The organism is Pseudomonas sp. B6002, from assembly GCF_013385985.1.
Taxonomy (GTDB): Bacteria; Pseudomonadota; Gammaproteobacteria; order Pseudomonadales; family Pseudomonadaceae; genus Aquipseudomonas.
Window position 1 is genome coordinate 92,983 of record NZ_JACAOY010000003.1, and the last position, 16,501, is coordinate 109,483.

15 protein-coding genes are annotated in these 16,501 nt (G+C 59.4%); 3 read left to right on the plus strand and 12 right to left on the minus strand.

Translation table 11 applies throughout. The features are described 5' to 3' along the window. Window positions 1-73 precede the first annotated feature (73 nt). Complete coding sequence (locus HX792_RS03275) at window positions 74-982, plus strand: LysR family transcriptional regulator (RefSeq protein WP_176994748.1); 909 nt, start codon at window positions 74-76, stop codon at window positions 980-982. On the opposite strand, the gene HX792_RS03280 is transcribed toward HX792_RS03275, so the two are convergent. From HX792_RS03280 to HX792_RS03320, 9 genes are all read right to left on the minus strand, one after another. Next, window positions 979-1,464 (minus strand): DoxX family protein, encoded by a 486-nt coding sequence (locus HX792_RS03280; RefSeq protein WP_176994749.1) that lies wholly within the window; start codon window positions 1,462-1,464, stop codon window positions 979-981. The genes HX792_RS03275 and HX792_RS03280 overlap by 4 nt on opposite strands. Then, window positions 1,461-2,237, minus strand: a complete 777-nt coding sequence (locus tag HX792_RS03285) for a DNA-binding domain-containing protein (RefSeq protein WP_176994750.1) — start codon at window positions 2,235-2,237, stop codon at window positions 1,461-1,463. Before HX792_RS03285 ends, HX792_RS03280 begins: the two co-directional genes overlap by 4 nt. Continuing rightward, window positions 2,234-3,112: a DUF692 domain-containing protein gene (locus tag HX792_RS03290; RefSeq protein ID WP_176994751.1), complete on the minus strand. Its 879-nt coding sequence runs from the start codon at window positions 3,110-3,112 to the stop codon at window positions 2,234-2,236. The genes HX792_RS03285 and HX792_RS03290 overlap by 4 nt, the downstream gene beginning before the upstream one ends. 23 nt (window positions 3,113-3,135) lie before the next feature. After that, window positions 3,136-3,432, minus strand: a complete 297-nt coding sequence (locus tag HX792_RS03295) for a DUF2282 domain-containing protein (protein WP_116628314.1) — start codon at window positions 3,430-3,432, stop codon at window positions 3,136-3,138. Between the two features lie 278 nt (window positions 3,433-3,710). Further along, window positions 3,711-4,412, minus strand: coding sequence for an ABC transporter ATP-binding protein (locus HX792_RS03300; RefSeq protein WP_065932826.1), 702 nt, complete (start codon window positions 4,410-4,412; stop codon window positions 3,711-3,713). Between the two features lies 1 nt (window position 4,413). Then, window positions 4,414-5,181, minus strand: a complete 768-nt coding sequence (gene livG / locus HX792_RS03305; protein WP_078741162.1) for a high-affinity branched-chain amino acid ABC transporter ATP-binding protein LivG — start codon at window positions 5,179-5,181, stop codon at window positions 4,414-4,416. After that, on the minus strand, window positions 5,178-6,431 hold the full coding sequence (locus HX792_RS03310) for a high-affinity branched-chain amino acid ABC transporter permease LivM (RefSeq protein WP_176994752.1): 1,254 nt from the start codon (window positions 6,429-6,431) through the stop codon (window positions 5,178-5,180). Before HX792_RS03310 ends, livG begins: the two co-directional genes overlap by 4 nt. After that, window positions 6,428-7,351 carry a high-affinity branched-chain amino acid ABC transporter permease LivH gene (livH, locus tag HX792_RS03315; RefSeq protein ID WP_176994753.1) on the minus strand — a complete coding sequence of 308 codons (924 nt, stop codon included), beginning with the start codon at window positions 7,349-7,351 and terminating at the stop codon, window positions 6,428-6,430. Before livH ends, HX792_RS03310 begins: the two co-directional genes overlap by 4 nt. A 229-nt stretch (window positions 7,352-7,580) precedes the next feature. Beyond that, window positions 7,581-8,708: a branched-chain amino acid ABC transporter substrate-binding protein gene (locus HX792_RS03320; protein ID WP_176994754.1), complete on the minus strand. Its 1,128-nt coding sequence runs from the start codon at window positions 8,706-8,708 to the stop codon at window positions 7,581-7,583. Window positions 8,709-9,049: 341 nt separating this feature from the next. Between HX792_RS03320 and HX792_RS03325 the strand changes: the two genes are divergently transcribed. Beyond that, on the plus strand, window positions 9,050-9,352 hold the full coding sequence (locus tag HX792_RS03325) for a DUF2288 domain-containing protein (protein WP_017735930.1): 303 nt from the start codon (window positions 9,050-9,052) through the stop codon (window positions 9,350-9,352). 292 nt (window positions 9,353-9,644) lie between these two features. Here HX792_RS03325 and HX792_RS03330 read toward each other — a convergent pair whose 3' ends face one another. The 3 genes from HX792_RS03330 to HX792_RS03340 all read right to left on the minus strand — a co-directional run bounded on the left by HX792_RS03330 (window position 9,645) and on the right by HX792_RS03340 (window position 14,799). Next, a complete protein-coding gene (locus tag HX792_RS03330) occupies window positions 9,645-11,822 on the minus strand; it encodes a hypothetical protein (protein ID WP_176994755.1) in 2,178 nt (725 codons plus the stop codon). A 205-nt stretch (window positions 11,823-12,027) separates the two neighbouring features. Further along, window positions 12,028-14,292, minus strand: a complete 2,265-nt coding sequence (locus HX792_RS03335) for a bifunctional diguanylate cyclase/phosphodiesterase (RefSeq protein WP_176994756.1) — start codon at window positions 14,290-14,292, stop codon at window positions 12,028-12,030. A gap of 141 nt (window positions 14,293-14,433) precedes the next feature. Continuing rightward, the gene (locus HX792_RS03340; RefSeq protein ID WP_176994757.1) at window positions 14,434-14,799 is read right to left on the minus strand and encodes a YkgJ family cysteine cluster protein; all 366 of its coding nucleotides are present in this window, start codon (window positions 14,797-14,799) and stop codon (window positions 14,434-14,436) included. Window positions 14,800-15,050: 251 nt separating this feature from the next. On the opposite strand from HX792_RS03340, the gene HX792_RS03345 reads away from it, so the two are divergent. Then, a complete protein-coding gene (locus tag HX792_RS03345) occupies window positions 15,051-16,397 on the plus strand; it encodes an MFS transporter (RefSeq protein ID WP_176994758.1) in 1,347 nt (448 codons plus the stop codon). Window positions 16,398-16,501 lie beyond the last annotated feature (104 nt).

Here is a 16,501-nt window from a genome sequence, read left to right on the forward strand (position 1 = left end):
TCAGTCTAGTGTGGCTTTTTGGGTGGATAAACGTGCTAATAGGCAACCTTTGGTTTTCAAATGGAAACAATCCATGAGCGAGATGGATGACCTGGCTGCCTTTGCCGTTTTGATCGAAGCCGGCAGTTTTACCGTGGCGGCCGAGCAACTGGGGTGCAGCAAGGGCCAGTTGTCCAAACGCATCAGCCAATTGGAAGCACAGTATTCCGTGGTGTTGCTGCACCGCACCACCCGCAAGCTCAGCCTCACCGCAGCCGGTGCTGCCTTGTTGCCCCAGGCCCAGGCGCTGGTGGTTCAGGTGGACCGAGCCCGTCAGGCATTGGCGCGGCTCAAGGACGATTTGGCCGGGCCGGTGCGTATGACGGTTCCGGTGTCATTGGGCGAAACCTTCTTTGATGGCTTGCTACTGGAGTTCACCAAGCGCTATCCCCAGGTGCAGATCGAACTGGAGTTGAACAACAACTATCGCGACCTGGCGCGGGATGGGTTCGATTTGGGGGTACGTTCGGGGGCGATCGAAAACGAGCGACTGGTGGCCAAGCCGCTGCTGGCCTGGCATGAGATGACCTGCGCCAGCCCGGCCTACCTGGAACAGCATGGCGAGCCGCAGACCCCGGCGGACCTGGCCGCCCACACCTGCCTGCTCAACAGCCATTACAGCGGGCGTGAAGAATGGCTGTATCACCAACAGCATGAGCTGCTGCGGGTGCGGGTCAGCGGCACGTTTGCGTCCAACCACTACAACCTGTTGAAGAAGGCCGCACTGGTGGGGGCGGGAATTGCGCGCCTGCCGTCCTACGTATTACCTGCGGAACTGGCTGACGGTCGATTGCGCTGGCTCCTGCGCGACTATCAGACACGGAGCATGCCGATGTACCTGGTTCACCCTTACCTGGGAGGGCTGCCTCGGCGCACCCAGGTCCTGGCCGATTATCTGGTGGACTGGTTCAAGCGCAGCGGCGAGGCCCTCGACCGCCTTTAACGATAGCGACGTGCGATCAGATGATCGAGGGACAGGCAGCCCGGGCCCTTGGCAACCAGCAGCAATAATAAGGCGATCCAGGTGCCGTGGGTCGGGTAGGCGTCCGGGTACACGAACAACTGAATGGTCAGGGTCATGCCGATCAGCGCCAAGGCTGAGAAGCGGGTGGCAAAGCCCACCAGGATAAGCACCGGGAAAAAGTGCTCGGCAAACGCCGCCATGTGCGCGGCCACTTCTGGCGACAGCAACGGCACGTGGTATTCGCTGCGAAACAGCGGCAGTGTCGACGCGGCCAGCCGCGGTTCTCCGAGTTGGAAGGTGCCGCTGATCAGATCGATGGCAAAGCCTTCAACTTTGGTCTGCCCGGACTTCCAGAACACCGCCGCAATCGAAAAGCGTGCGAGAAAGGCGATCAGGCTGTAGGGGATTTTTTCAAACAATGCGATGGCCCGTTTGATCAGGCACGTTGGGGATGCGTTCATGGCGATACCTTTTCTTCCAGGTGCAAATGAGTGATGGCGTCGTGGCTGATCAGCACCGTGAGGCACTGGTGCAGGTCGAATTCGGCCGAGGCTTCCAAGGCGTGTGTCACGGCCATTTCCAATTCGGTGCCGTGGCTGAGGCTGTCGATAAACGCGACCGAACCCGCGTCAATCGTGAACACCTTGACCGCCAGGCCCTGGCGTAGCACCAGCGCTCCTTGAGCGTGCCAGGGGTTCAGCGTGGCCATGGCACCCTCGGTCTGGTGGGCAGCCCACACCGCCACGACCGCATAGGCAGAATTCAAGGTGGCCAGGGACGGATGCAGTTGCAGGCGCAGTTTTCCCAGGTCGGTTTGACCTTGCAGGGCTTGAAGCACGGCCTGCTGATCCAGCGATGGTGTATCGGCCGCGTGATAAGCACGCACCCGCAGGCGCTCAAGCCTCGCCACGTCAGCCAGGTAGGGCACGCTGGCGGCGGGTTCAAAGTCCTGGATGAACGCGGGGAAGGCGCTGCCATACTCACTGATCAGCGGTTGGGTGGGCGGGCATGCCTGTACAAACAGGCCGGCCATCGCGCGGAAAAACGCCTCGCCGACCAATTGAAAGGTCACGGGGTAGGCCGTTACCAGTGCATTGATCAACGAGCTGTGAACGTTGTTGCGATACACCGCAAAACGGCTGGCCGGGTCGGCGCCGTTGCTGCTGAACAGGCCGTCGGGGCAGGGCAGGTCAGGCGATATCAACGCATTGGCAAACGCTTCATGCAGGCTCATGGGTTCACCTGCGCCAGGTGCCATTCGGCGTGTTGGGCTTCAGCCAGCAGCACGCTGAACGCCGGCACCTGGTTGTCCCTTTCGATTAACGTGGCCACCGGGCCGGTCCGTGCCAGTACCTGCTCGTACAGCTGCCATACGGCGTTGTCGATGGGCGCGCCATGGTCATCAATCAACAGTCGGTCGCCCAGGCTGTCGGTATCTTCGGCAAAGCCTGCCAGATGAATCTCACCCACAGCGTGCAAAGGCAACGCATTGATGTAGGCCAGCGGATCGCGCTGATGGTTGATGCACGACACGTAGACGTTATTGACGTCCAGCAACAGGCCGCAGCCGGTGCGACGGATGATCTCGCTGATGAAGTCAGTCTCATCCAGGGTCGAGCGCTCGAACTGCAGGTAAGTCGACGGATTCTCCAGCAGCATTGGCCGCTTGAGGGTGCTTTGCACCTGGTCGATGTGTTCGCACACCCGGTTCAGGGTCGACGCGTCATACGCCAGGGGCAGCAAGTCATTGAGAAACACCGGGCCATGGCTGGACCAGGCCAGGTGTTCGGAAAAAGAGTGGGGTTGATAGCGCTCGATCAACGTGGCCAGCCGCCCCAGGTGCTCACGGTTCAACGGGCCTTCACCGCCGATGGACAGCCCCACGCCGTGCAGCGACAGAGGGTACTGCTCGCGAATCAGCCCCAGGTAGTGATGGAACGGGCCGCCGGCCACCATGTAGTTTTCGGCGTGCACTTCAAAAAAACCGATGTCGGGTGAGGTCTCGAGCACTTCGCTGAAGTGCTCGTTCTTCAGCCCCAGCCCGGCCCTGTAGGGGAGGCCGGGCACCTGAGCCGGTGAGACGGTGTGTTGGGGTGAAAGCGTCATCATCAGTACTCAGGTTGCGGGTTGAATCAGGACTTGGCAGTGAAGGCGGCTTCCTGGCCGAAACCGGTCGGCGAGGTGGAGCTTGGCGTCTTGGCGCAGGTGCCGGCCGGGACCAGTTTCCAGGCATTGGCCTGGTCTTTGACTTTCGAGGTGCCGGCGCAGGAAGTGCCAGCGCCAGCGGCGCAATCGTTCTTGCCGGCTTCAGCGACGCCGAAGCACTTCTGCATGTCGTCGGCGGCGTGGGCGGTGGTGGTCAGGGCGGACAGGCTCAGGGCGGAACCCAGGGCCAGGACGAGGGTAGCGGCGGACAGTTTGGTGGTCATGGTGTATCTCCAGCAGTGGGTTGAGGTATCAGGCTTGTTTGCCTGCTTACTCCACTAGAGGCAGCAGGCTGGGTTTCGTTACATGCTTGGCGAAAATAATTAAAAAAATCTGGGGCACACAAAAAAATGTGGGAGCGGGCGCGTGTGGGAGCCGGGCTTGCCCGCGATGCAGCCACCTCGGTGTGTCAGTCACACCGCAGTGATGCCATCGCAGGCAAGCCCGCTCCCACACAAGCCCGCTCCCACATTTTAGATCCGGTCTCTACAGCTACCGTCTCTTAACCCCCGAGGTACGCCTCGCGTACTTTCGGATCGGTCAGCAACTGCTCACCCGTGCCCTGCATCACCACCCGGCCGTTTTCCAGCACATAGGCACGGTCAGCGATTTTCAGCGCCTGGTTGGCGTTCTGCTCTACCAGGAACACCGTTACACCGTCCTTACGCAGCTGTTCGATGATGTCGAAGATCTGCTGGATGATGATCGGTGCCAGGCCCAGGGACGGTTCGTCCAGGAGCAGCAGCTTGGGTTTGCTCATCAGCGCCCGGCCGATGGCGAGCATTTGCTGCTCGCCGCCGGACATGGTGCCGCCACGTTGGCTGAAGCGCTCCTTGAGCCGAGGGAACAGGTGCAGCACCTTGTCCATCTGCTCCTGGTAGTCGCCCTTGTCGGTGAAGAACCCGCCCATGGCCAGGTTCTCTTCCACGGTCAGGCGCGAGAACACGCGGCGGCCTTCGGGCACCACGGCAATGCTCTTGCGCATGATTTCAGCGGAATGCTTGCCGACCAGTTCTTCACCCATGTAGCGGATGCTGCCACTGTGAGCCTGGGGTGAACCGCACAGGGTCATCAGCAAGGTCGATTTGCCGGCACCGTTGGCACCGATCAGCGTGACGATCTCACCCTGGCGCACTTCCACGTTGACGCTGTGCAGGGCCTGGATCTTGCCGTAGAAAGTGGAAACGTTTTCGAATTGCAGCATTTTACGCTTCCCCCAAATAGGCTTTGATCACTTCAGGATTGTCGCGGATCTGCTCCGGGGTCCCGTCGGCGAGCGGCGTGCCCTGGTTGATCACCACGATGTGGTCGGAAATGCTCATGACCAGTTTCATGTCGTGTTCGATCAACAACACCGTGGCGTTGTTTTCCTCACGCAACACGCTGATCAGCGCCTTGAGGTCTTCGGTTTCCTTGGGGTTCAGGCCGGCAGCCGGTTCGTCGAGCATGAGGATCCGCGGGCGGGTCATCATGCAGCGGGCGATTTCCAGGCGACGTTGCTGACCGTAGGCCAGGGTGCCAGCAGGGCGGTTGGCGAACTCGGTCAGGTTGACCTTGTCGAGCCAGTACGCTGCATATTCCATGGCCTCGCGCTCGCTTTTGCGGAACGACGGGGTCTTGAACAGGCCGGCAAAGAAGTTGGTGTTCAGGTGACGGTGCTGGGCGATCAGCAGGTTCTCGACCGCCGTCATGTCCTTGAACAGCCGCACGTTCTGGAAGGTCCGCACGACGCCCTTGCGGGCGATCTCGTGACCGGCCAGGCCCTGGATCGGCTGGCCGTCCAGCAGGATGCTGCCACCGCTCGGCTTGTAGAAACCGGTGAGGCAGTTGAACACCGTGGTCTTGCCGGCGCCGTTAGGGCCGATCAGGGCAACCACTTGTTTCTCTTTCACGGTCAGGGCCACGCCATTGACCGCCAGCAAGCCGCCGAAGCGCATGCTCAAGTTTTCGACTTTCAGGATCTCGCGGCTCATTTGCGCAGCTCCATGTGTGGACGTTGCATGGGCAGCAGGCCTTGAGGGCGCCAGATCATCATCAGCACCATCATGGCGCCGAACATCAACATGCGGTATTCGCTGAACTCACGCATCATTTCCGGCAGCAGGATCATCACGATGGCCGCCAGGATCACACCCAGCTGCGAGCCCATGCCACCCAGTACCACGATGGCGAGGATGATCGCCGACTCGATGAAGGTGAACGACTCTGGCGTTACCAGGCCTTGGCGAGCCGCGAAGAAGCTGCCGGCGAAACCGGCGAACGCGGCGCCCAGGGTGAACGCGGAGAGCTTGATGATGGTCGGGTTCAGGCCCAGGGCACGGCAGGCGATTTCATCTTCGCGCAGCGCTTCCCACGCACGGCCGATCGGCATGCGCAGCAGGCGGTTGATCACGAACAGGGCCGCCAGCGCCAGCAACAGCGCCACCAGGTACAGGAACACCACTTTGCTCACCGGGTTGTAGTCGATCCCGAAGTACTCGTGGAAAGTCTGCATGCCCTCGGCAGCGCTGCGGTCGAACGACAGCCCGAAGAACGTTGGCTTGGGGATGCTGCTGATACCGTTGGGGCCGCCGGTGATATCGGTGAGGTTACGCAGGAACAGTCGGATGATTTCACCGAAGCCCAGGGTCACGATCGCCAGGTAGTCACCGCGCAAGCGCAGTACCGGGAAGCCCAGCAGGAAGCCGAACGTGGCCGCCGCCATGCCGGCCAGCGGCAGACAGATCCAGAAGCTCCAGCCCAGGTAGTGCGACAGCAACGCGTAGGTGTAGGCACCCACGGCGTAGAAGCCCACATAACCCAAGTCCAATAGGCCAGCCAGGCCTACCACGATGTTCAGGCCCAGGCCCAGCAACACGTAGATCAGGATCAGGGTGGCGATATCGACCGCACCGCGCGAACCGAAGAACGGCCAGATCAACGCGGCGATGATCAACGCGATGATGATGTAGCGCTGGGTACGCGGCAGGGTCAGGAATTGGCTGACCTTGGGCGATACCAACGGACCACGGTTGCCCTTTAGCAGGGCATTGAACTGATCGCTGAACAACACGCGCAGGAACATCAGCACCGAACACAGGGCGATGATGGTCAGGGTCACGGGACCGGTGCCGTGCACTTCCAGGTTGATGCCGACAATGCTCAGCTTGAGGCCGAGTACCGGGAAGGCCACGGCCCATACCAGCAAGGCGCTGAAAAACGCCGATTTAAGATATCTGCTCATACTTTCTCAACCTCCGGACGGCCCAAAATGCCGGTCGGACGGAACAACAGCACCAGAACCAACAGGCCGAACGCCACGACGTCCTTGTACTGGTCGCCGAAAATATCGGCGCCGAACGCTTCGGCCACACCCAGCACCAGGCCACCGAGCATCGCGCCCGGGATACTGCCGATGCCGCCCAATACCGCTGCGGTAAAGGCCTTGAGACCTACCAGGAAGCCGGCGTTGGGGTTGATCACGCCGTACTGCATGCTCAGCAGCACCGCCGCGACGGCGGCCAGCGCAGCACCGATCACGAAGGTCAGGGCGATGATGTTGTTGGTGTTGATGCCCAACAGGTTGGCCATCTTGATGTCTTCGGCGCAGGCCCGGCAGGCGCGCCCCAGACGGGAGCGGGAGATGAACAGGGTCAGGCCCAGCATCGCCACCAGGGTGACGACGAAAACGAGGACCTGCATGTACGAAATCAGCACTTCTTGTGCGCCACCTGGGCCGAAGGAGAAGCTCCCCGGGATCAGGTTGGGAATGGACTTGTCCTTGGAGTCCTGGGACAGCAATACAGTGTTCTGCAGGAAGATCGACATGCCGATGGCGGAAATCAGCGGGATCAAACGGTTGCTGCCACGCAAGGGACGGTAGGCAACGCGCTCGATACTGTAGCCATAGGCACTGGTCACGATGATCGACGCCAGGAACGCAGCGGTCATCAACAGCGGCAGGGAGTGGATACCCAGCATGGCCAGCCCGGCAAGGGCGATGAAGGCCACGTAGGAGCCAATCATGTACACCTCGCCATGGGCGAAGTTAATCATTCCAATGATGCCGTAAACCATTGTGTAGCCAATGGCTATCAAGGCATAGGTGCTGCCAACGGTCATCCCGTTAACCAGCGTTTGGAAAAAATGATAGATCTCAGGCATTACAGCGCTCCTAAAAACCCGATACGCATTTCACTGGTGGAGTCATGTTCCGGCCCTGCGCTGTGTTCTATGAGCACATTTGCACAAAGCGTTTGCCAGCGAACCGCTGGTGACGGTTTTAAGATTTTCAGGTGAGCCAGCGCCCGGATCGCGGGTGTCAGGCCCATAAACCTCGTAAAACAAAGCCCACTGCTCTCACAGTGGGCTTGTTGGACCAGTAACGCCTGGCTTACTGAGGGGAAACTTCGGTTTTTGGTTTACCGAAGTGCCATTCGTAGACCACGAACTTGAAGTCCTTCAGGTCGCCCTTGGCGTCGAAGCTCAGGTCGCCAGTCGGGGTCTTGAAGGTGCCTGCGTGGATGGCAGCAGCCACTTTGGCGGTGTCTTCGCTCTTCGCGGCAGCGATACCGCCAGCGATGACTTCAACAGCCGAGTAGGCCGGGAACACGAACGGGCCGCTTGGGTCTTTCTTGTCTGCTACGAGCGCATCAACGATGGCTTTGTTCGCCGGGTCTGCGTCGAAGGATTTCGGCAGGGTCACCAGCAGGCCTTCGGAAGCGTTCTGGGCGATTTGCGAGATGGAGTCGTTGCCGACGCCTTCCGGGCCCATGAACTTGGCGTTCACGCCTTTTTCCTTGGCTTGGCGCAGGATCAGGCCCAGCTCAGGGTGGTAGCCGCCGTAGTAGACGAAGTCGACGTTGGCTTGCTTGAGCTTCTGGATGAGCGAGCCGAAGTCTTTGTCGCCAGCGTTGATGCCTTCGAAGAGGGCAACTTTCACGCCTTTCTTCTCAAGGGTCTGTTTAACGGCGGTGGCGATGCCTTCACCGTATTGCTGCTTGTCGTGAATGACCGCAACGACTTTTGGCTTCACGTGGTCGGCGATGTAGTTACCGGCTGCAGGGCCCTGGGCGCTGTCCAGACCGATGGTACGGAACACCAGTTTGTAACCACGGGAAGTGATTTCCGGGCTGGTGGCAGCCGGGGTAATCATGATGACGCCTTCGTCTTCATAGATATCCGACGCAGGCTGAGTGGAGCTGGAGCACAGGTGACCGACTACGAACTTGACGCCGTCGTTGACCACTTTGTTGGCTACGGCAACGGCTTGTTTTGGATCGCAAGCGTCGTCGTATTCCTTGGCTTCAAGCATCTTGCCGTCTACGCCGCCTTTGGCGTTGATGTCGGCGATGGCTTGCTTGGCACCCATGAATTGCATGTCGCCGTATTGCGTCACAGGACCGGTCTTAGGGCCTGCGATACCGATCTTGATGGTGTCGGCTGCGAACGAATGGCCGGCAACCCCAGCCAGGACCATAGCGGCAAACAGTTTGGAAATCTGCTTAGTAGCCTTATTCATAGTGCTCCACTCTTACTGTTGTATTTTTTATAGTTCTAGCGGCCTTGTGAGCTGCAGAACCGGATCAGATATCTCGGATATCCCCCCGGCAGTGCCCTGGCAACTGTACCGGTACAGTGTAGAGCGCCGGTTGATCGCTTGAAAAGCTGGCTGCTGGGGGCAAAAGCCGGGTATGTCGCTTAAATGAAAGAAAAAGACAGAATTGCGGCGGGGTGATGCCAGAGTTTCGGGCAATCCTTGGCTTTCCTGACACTTTCGATCGATGCCTCATTTGCAACTGGGTTTTTCCGCAAGAGCCACGACGTTATGATTGCGCCGATTTTTTACTCAGGTGAATTCCCATGACGCAAGAACCTAGCACCCTCTATGCCAAGCTGCTCGGTGAAACCGCCGAAATTTCCTGGAAGGAGCTTGAACCGTTCTTCGCCAAGGGTGCCCTATTGTGGGTCGACGCCGGCCTGGATTTGATCGAAGCGGCCGAGGGAATGGCTGAGGATAACCGTGACAAAGTCGCTGCGTGGCTGGCTTCCGGCAGCCTTGGCGAAGTGTCTGCGACGCGGGCATTGGACCTGGTGGAGCGCGATCCAAGCCTGTGGGCAGTGGTTGTGTCGCCGTGGATTCTGATCCAGGAAAGGGCGGCGTAAGAAAGGCTCGCACTGAAAAGGTGCGTCTTTTTTGTCGCCCTAAGTGTGTAGCGGAGTAACCGCTGAGGCGGTGATGGCATCTTGCCGTAGAGAAAGGTCACAGCCGAGGGTGACGTGCGCGTCACGGGAACAGTTGGGCGGGCGGCTAAACGGCTGCGGAATTGTTTCTTGGTGTGGCAAGGCTATACATTTTTGTTGCAATACAGACCGTCATCGCAGGCAAGCCAGCTCCCACATTTGAAATGCATTCCAAGTGTGGGAGCTGGCTTGCCTGCGAAGGGCGCGCCTCGGTCTAGGCGGTCTTGCCGGTATGGTTGTTCAACGAGATAACCTTGGTCTTGCCAATCCGGTGACGGTAAATCTCGCGCAGGTACTTGATCGACTTCTTCACGCAATCCCGTGACAGGCGAATGTCATTGATCGACACGAACTTCTCTTTGTCGTTGATCAGCTCGCGGTACTTCTTCTCGTACATCGGCTTGATCGCATACCAGTTGGTGTCGAGGATCTTCGCCGGGTTTTCAAACTCGTTGAGCAATTCGTCGATACGGTCTTCGTCGAAGTCCTCGTGGATGATGAAATCCAGGATCGAGTTGTCCAGCGTGTCGTCGAAACGGTACGGGTTGCGCGCAAAGCAGCGTTTGATGAACGCCACGATCAAGGTCAGGAAATCATCCGACAGGCACGGGCTTTTAGCGATCAACGTGGTCAGCGACAGGTTGGCCGACGCACCGATCACTAACGCATAACGCTTGAGCGTGGTGTTGGGGAACAGGCTGTTGAGGTGGGTCTTGAGCCGGTTCAGGTCCATGTAGGACAGCTTGTAGTCCTTGGGCAGCGAGACGATCGACACCACCGACGAGCAGTTCTTGAAGAAGTGCAGGTCGTGCAGCGCGGCGGCGTCGTAGCCGGAATTCTTGTATTGCTCCAGGGACGCCTTGTAGCGCTTGGACTCGATCGGCAACAGGCTGATGCCCTCGATAGCCTGGGTGACCTTGTTGAAGTGCGGCAGGTCGATGGAGCGGAAGAACAGGTCATCGATGTTCAGGCGCTGTGGCTCTTTGTCGAACACCTTGAACTTGTCGTTGGACGGTGCCGGGGTTTCCGGCACCACAGACTCGGCGTAGGCAATCGCGACCGGGCCGGCCAGGCTCATGAACAGGTCGTTGGCGTCCAGGCGGATGGTCTCGCCAATGTCGATGCCCGCACGCCTGAAGTAGTTCTGGTCGTAGTCGGTGGTCACGGCCTGGGCCGTGAGGATGTTGAAGATCTGCTGGGAGATGTACTGGTTGGCGTGTTTTTCCATGGCATTGACGTCAATGTTCTGGATGTTGCCGTCATCGCTTTCTTCGGCGTAACGCATGATGTCGTTGGAAATCAGCATCATGGCGTTCCACGGCCGGATACGCCCCTTCACGCTGGCTTCGCTGGTGTCTTCATTGGCAAAGTTGTACGAGAAATCCCATTCTTCCGACAGGTATTTGCACAGCAGTCGCCCGGCGTTGATGTGCAGCGCCTCGGACATTTCACTGCGGTGATCGGAAATATTCGGCAATACGCAGATACCGCTGGTGAAGATCGGCTCGAACACAAACGCGTGGCCGCTCTTGCTGTCATGCTCGTCGGCGGGCTTGGTGTCGAACGTCTTGTTCATGTACGAGTGCTGCTGGGCCAGACCGAACTCCGAGGCCATGCCCGAACCGGTACCGCCGCCGGCGCTGAAGATCGAGAAGTACAGGCGCGACTGGTTGGCCTTGATGCCGCAGGAGTCGATCAGGTACGAGTGGATCATCTTCCAGTCGGGGCTGGAAAAACGCTGGGTGTCTTTATTCAGGATAATCTTGGCCAGGTACTGGCCGAGGATCGGTGCGTTACCGGCACCACCGGCATGGACTTCCGAGAGGTCCATGATTTTCATTTTGCTGTAGTCGCGCAAAAAGCCGCTTTTTTCGCCCTTGCGCGAGAAACGGATACGCCCGGCGATGTCCTTGTCCAGGTCGCCCAGCATCACCAGCGGTTCCACCAGGAATACCGGTTTACTGGCCTTGCCGCCGCCCAGGCGCAGGTTGTTACGGATCCATTGGGCCGGGCTGTAGCCCTTGTCCTGCGACTTGTCTTCGTTGCTGAACTCGTTCAGGTAGAACTTGCGTGCGTTGTACACCAACTCCGCCACGTCCAGCGCGATATTGGAGCCGCAACGGCCAAGGCCGATCAGGCACACCGAAGGGAATTCCTGCTCGTTGCGCGGATCGTTGTCGCCTTCCAGGTGAGGCAGGCGCGGGAACACCATGTCGCGCAGGCCGTCGAGGTTGTCGAGGATGCGGTCGGTGTTGGTTTCGGTGAAGTACAGGTATTGCTGGGTGGCCAGCGGGCGGGCGCTGCTCAATGACTTGGAACTTGAGGGTTTTTCCGCAGGAGCTGTCGGCAACACGTCGGAGATTACGGTGGCAGAGTTATTGTTGGAAGTCATTGGGCGCCATGTACCTGGACGGATGGCCAAAAAGAATCAAGAAGCCATCACTGAATGAGAGTTCGCGACTTTTACAGTGCGTCTTAGTCCGGGACAGTCGGGTTCAACCCTGATTTTTCACGGGAAATCCTGGCCGGACTCTGATGAATCGGCCGTTCGTCGGCGTTCTTTAGCCAAATGATGGCGAAATGCCAAAGTTTAGGCGTCAGCGAATTGGCCTGACGATAGAGGCGGGGCCTACCCGTGTGGGGGAGGGGTCTTTGGGGGAGGGGACGTCCTTGTTGCCCTCCACGCTAAAAGGGTAGAGCGGGTTGCGCATCTGTATGCCTTGCATTACGCCGATGATGTCACTGGCGGGCACGGCCGGGCTCAGCAAGTACCCTTGAATGTAGTCGCAACCGTGTTTGAGCAGCAGGTCGAATTGCGCTTGGGTTTCCACGCCTTCGGTGACGACTTGCAGGTGCAGGGTGTGGGCCATGCCGATAATGGCCTGGACAATTTCGATGTCGGCGGTGGACTTGGGGATGTCCTGGATAAACGAGCGGTCGATCTTCAAGGTATTGAGGGGCAGGCGCTTGAGGTAGGCCAGGGAGGAATAACCCGTGCCGAAATCGTCGATGGCCAAAGACACGCCCAGCGAGCGAATTTGCCGCAACAACGCCAGGGTGCTGCTGATATTGCCCATCAACGCGTTTTCGGTGACCTCCAGTTCCAGGCGGTTGGCGGCCACACCGGCGAAGCGCAGGGCGTCTTCGATTTCATCGGCCAATTCGTCACGGGCCAGGTTCAGGGCCGAGCAGTTCACCGCCATGGTCAGTTCGGTGTAACCGCGATCCGACAGCAGGCTCAAGTCGTGGCAGGCCTGGCGCAATACCCAGTGATCCAGTTCGGCAATCAGCCCGTTGCTTTCGGCGATGCCGATGAAGCGGTCCGGGGCCAGCAAGCCGTGTTGCGGGTGCTGCCAGCGCACCAGGGCTTCCAGGCGGGTCACCTTGCCCAGCTTCATGTCAAAGATCGGCTGGTAGAACAGCACCAGTTCGTTGCGCGTGCGCAGGGCGGCGCGCAACTCTTCTTCCAGTTGCAGTTCGAGAAAGGCGCGGGTTTTCAGGTTGGAGCTGAAGAAGTTCAGGCTGTTGCGCCCGGTGTCCTTGGATTGATACAGCGCTAGGTCTGCAGTTTTCAACAGCTCTTCGCAGGTCAGGCCGTCATCGGGAAACAGGCTGATGCCGATGCTGGTGGTCATTACCATGCGCCGCCCGGCCAGCTCGATCGGGTCCTTCATCCTTTGCATGATGCGCTGGGCCATGTGCCGCGCTTCATCGCGGTGATGGATGCTGATCAGGATGCAGAACTCATCCCCGCCAAAGCGGGCGACCACGTCTTCATGGCTGCGCACCGAGCCCTTGATATGCCCGGCCAGCACGGTGAGCAGTTGGTCACCGGCGTCGTGTCCAAGGCTGTCGTTGATGCGTTTGAAGTGGTCGATATCCAGGAAGATTACCGCCATCATGCCGTGTGAAGCGGTTTTTTCGGCGAGTTTTTCCGCGAAGATCTGATTGAAGCCCCGACGGTTGAGCAGGCTGGTCAGCGCATCGAAGTGCGCCACCTGTTGCAGCGAGGCTCGCGCCTGGTCGAGTTCACTGAGCAGGGCATTTACCCGGCGCAGGTCGCGCTCCTTGTGCTGCAATTTTTTATCCGCCAAGGCTGCGCTGATGCTGCTACCGATCACCAATAACGTAATGACCGCCACCGACAAGCCCAGCTGAATCGGGTTGTTATCCACTGGCAATGACAGGTCCGCGCCATTGGGCACCAGCATCTGCATGGCGGCCATGCCGGTGAAGTGCATGCTCAGGATGCCCGCGCCCAACACCAGGCTGGCGGCGTATTTGAGCAATTGATGAAACACACCGGAGCCGTTGCGCAGGTAGCTGGACAGCAGCAACGCCGCCAGGCTCGCGCCAATCGCAATGCCGACCGAGGCCATGAACAGTCCCGACTCGAAATACACCTGGGCCTGGGAGCGCATTGCCGACATGCCGACGTAGTGCATCAGCGCGATGCCAAGGCCCATCCATACCGAGGCCAACAGGTATTGATGGAACTTGAGCTGGGCGTGACTAAGGGTCTGCATGGCAAACAGCGATGCGATCAGGGCGATCAGCAGCGAGGCAAACGTGATGAGCAATTCGTAATGAATGGCAATCGGTGCCTGGAAGGCCAGCATGCTGATGAAGTGAGTCGACCAAATACCCCCGGCGAGGCACCCCGCACCCAGCCAGCGCCAGTGGCGGCGAGCGGTGGGGTCTTCCACATGGCCGACACGTTCGGCCATGTCCAGCGTGCCGAACCCGGCCGCACACGCCACCAGGTAAGCCAGTAGCACCAGAAAGGGGTTATGACTGCAATTGAGTAATAAGTGCCCGTTGTCTGGAAGGTCGGTAAAAAAATGCAGACCAAGCCATTCCATAGCATGTCCCGTCATAGCGTCATTACGTCACTGCCTACAGCAATGACCTACGACATCGAGTATAGAAGCCTCACGGGGTTTGCCATGGGTAATGGCACTTTGCTCTCAACGATTTTGGCATGCCGGCCATAGCGTTTGATGCTAAGCGCTGATGGGCAGCTCCATCTCGAAGGGTGCTTCCAGGGGCGCCAGGCCAAAGGCGGCGCGGGCTGCATCGCAGTCGACGTTCTGTTCGCCCTGGCTCCAGGACGCATCAAATTCGCGGCAAGGGCTCGAGCGCAGCTCGTAAATCGAGCAACTGGTGCTTTTGCCCACTTCGCCTTCAAGGCTGCAGCAGCGGGCGGGCTTCTGGTCGGTGCCGATCATTGCCACACGGGTGGGGTTGATCTGCACCACCAGGTCATCAGGCACCGTGCCCCCTGACGAGGCGCACTCACCCCAGAAGAAAGACACACGAAAGTGTGAACAGCAGGCACCGCAATTCAGACACGGACTGGCTTCGGACATGGGCGTCATCGATAAGAAAAGTAGGAGTGGGGTGATACGGAAGGCTCGCCATTCTATCCGGGCCATGGCCGTTGGGAAGGGGGGCAGGAACTTATATTTTTGTAGGCGAAGTCCCGCGCTGCCGGGTGAAATCATGCCCTATCAGCTTTACGAATCATTACAGACAACCGGAGCCCGCCTGACTATGTTGCAGGTACCGGGCAGGATGCATCGGGCATCGCAGCTCTCATAACAATAAAAGAGACGGACCCATGCAGAACTCGACCCAAGCGGCGAATGCCTGGCGCATTCTGTTCCTGTTGTTCCTCGCCAACCTGTTCAATTTCTTCGACCGCACCATCCCGGCGATCATCATCGAACCCATCCGCATGGAATGGCACCTGAGCGACTTCCAGCTCGGCATCATCGGCACCGCTTTCACCATCGTCTACGCCATTGCCGGCCTGCCCCTCGGGCGCCTGGCCGACACCGGCTCGCGCAGCAAGCTGATGGGCTGGGGCCTGTTCGCCTGGAGCGGGCTGACGGCGGTCAACGGCTTGGTCGGCAGTTTCTGGACGTTCCTGCTGGTGCGCATGGGCATCGGCATTGGCGAGGCCAGTTATGCGCCGGCTGCCAACTCGCTGATTGGCGACCTGTTCCCGGCCCATCGTCGCGCCCGGGCCATGGGGATTTTCATGTTGGGCCTGCCCCTGGGCCTGTTGCTGGCATTCTTCACTATCGGCGCCATGGTCAAGGCGTTCGACAGCTGGCGCGCGCCGTTCTTTATTGCGGCCGTGCCGGGGCTGATCCTCGCGGTGTTCATGTTCTATATCAAGGAACCCAAGCGCGGCGCGGCCGAAACCGTGCAAGTTTCCCAAGAGCGCGTCGACCGCCCGATCCGCCGCGTATTGGCGGTGCCGACGTTCCTCTGGCTGGTACTGGCCGGGTTGTGCTTCAACTTCGCCACCTATGCGTGCAACTCGTTCCTGGTGCCGATGCTGCAACGCTATTTCCTGCTGCCGTTGCAGGACGCGGCGGTGGCCACCGGTGTCATCGTCGGCATCACCGGCCTGGTGGGCCTGACCTTGGGCGGCTGGATCGCCGACAAGATCCATCAGCGGGTGGCCAACGGCCGGCTGTTGTTTGCCGCGTGCAGCCTGATCATCTCAACCGTCACCACTGCCTGGGCGTTGCACGCCGGGCGCATCGAGATTGGTGTGTTCGTGGCGCTGTTCAGCGTGGGCTGGCTGTTTGCCTATAACTTCTACACCTGCGTGTACACGGCGATCCAGGACGTGGTGGAGCCGCGCTTGCGGGCGACGGCGATGGCGCTGTTCTTTGCTGGCTTGTACCTGTTGGGCGGCGGCATGGGGCCGATTGTCGTTGGCGGGTTGTCCGATCATTTTGCCCATTCGGCGATGTATGCGGCGGGCGCTGATCAGATGACCGAGGCATACAAGGCGGTGGGCCTGCACGACGCCATGTACCTGATTCCGGTGGCGCTGTTCTTGACCATGCTGTTTCTGTTCCAGGCGTCGCGCAGTTTTGTACGCGATGCCAAGAAGATGAAAGAGGGGTTGAGTGCGGTGGAGGTGCCGGCTGCGGCGGTGACGGCTTAGAACCGAGGCGACGCCATCGCAGGCAAGCCAGCTCCCACAAGGAATTGCGTATACCTGTAGGAGCCGGCTTGCCGGCGATGAGGCCCTGAAGCCCAATAAAAAAG

Bases quoted from the DNA above. Each gene is read 5' to 3' on its own strand.
- HX792_RS03290 (WP_176994751.1), bottom strand. From the start codon at position 3,112: ATGATGACGCTTTCACCCCAACACACCGTCTCACCGGCTCAGGTGCCC.
- livH (WP_176994753.1), bottom strand. From the start codon at position 7,351: ATGCCTGAGATCTATCATTTTTTCCAAACGCTGGTTAACGGGATGACC.
- HX792_RS03295 (WP_116628314.1), bottom strand. From the start codon at position 3,432: ATGACCACCAAACTGTCCGCCGCTACCCTCGTCCTGGCCCTGGGTTCC.
- HX792_RS03285 (WP_176994750.1), bottom strand. From the start codon at position 2,237: ATGAGCCTGCATGAAGCGTTTGCCAATGCGTTGATATCGCCTGACCTG.
- HX792_RS03335 (WP_176994756.1), bottom strand. From the start codon at position 14,292: ATGGAATGGCTTGGTCTGCATTTTTTTACCGACCTTCCAGACAACGGG.
- HX792_RS03325 (WP_017735930.1), top strand. From the start codon at position 9,050: ATGACGCAAGAACCTAGCACCCTCTATGCCAAGCTGCTCGGTGAAACC.
- HX792_RS03340 (WP_176994757.1), bottom strand. From the start codon at position 14,799: ATGTCCGAAGCCAGTCCGTGTCTGAATTGCGGTGCCTGCTGTTCACAC.
- HX792_RS03275 (WP_176994748.1), top strand. From the start codon at position 74: ATGAGCGAGATGGATGACCTGGCTGCCTTTGCCGTTTTGATCGAAGCC.
- HX792_RS03310 (WP_176994752.1), bottom strand. From the start codon at position 6,431: ATGAGCAGATATCTTAAATCGGCGTTTTTCAGCGCCTTGCTGGTATGG.
- livG (WP_078741162.1), bottom strand. From the start codon at position 5,181: ATGAGCCGCGAGATCCTGAAAGTCGAAAACTTGAGCATGCGCTTCGGC.
- HX792_RS03300 (WP_065932826.1), bottom strand. From the start codon at position 4,412: ATGCTGCAATTCGAAAACGTTTCCACTTTCTACGGCAAGATCCAGGCC.
- HX792_RS03280 (WP_176994749.1), bottom strand. From the start codon at position 1,464: ATGAACGCATCCCCAACGTGCCTGATCAAACGGGCCATCGCATTGTTT.
- HX792_RS03330 (WP_176994755.1), bottom strand. From the start codon at position 11,822: ATGACTTCCAACAATAACTCTGCCACCGTAATCTCCGACGTGTTGCCG.
- HX792_RS03320 (WP_176994754.1), bottom strand. From the start codon at position 8,708: ATGAATAAGGCTACTAAGCAGATTTCCAAACTGTTTGCCGCTATGGTC.
- HX792_RS03345 (WP_176994758.1), top strand. From the start codon at position 15,051: ATGCAGAACTCGACCCAAGCGGCGAATGCCTGGCGCATTCTGTTCCTG.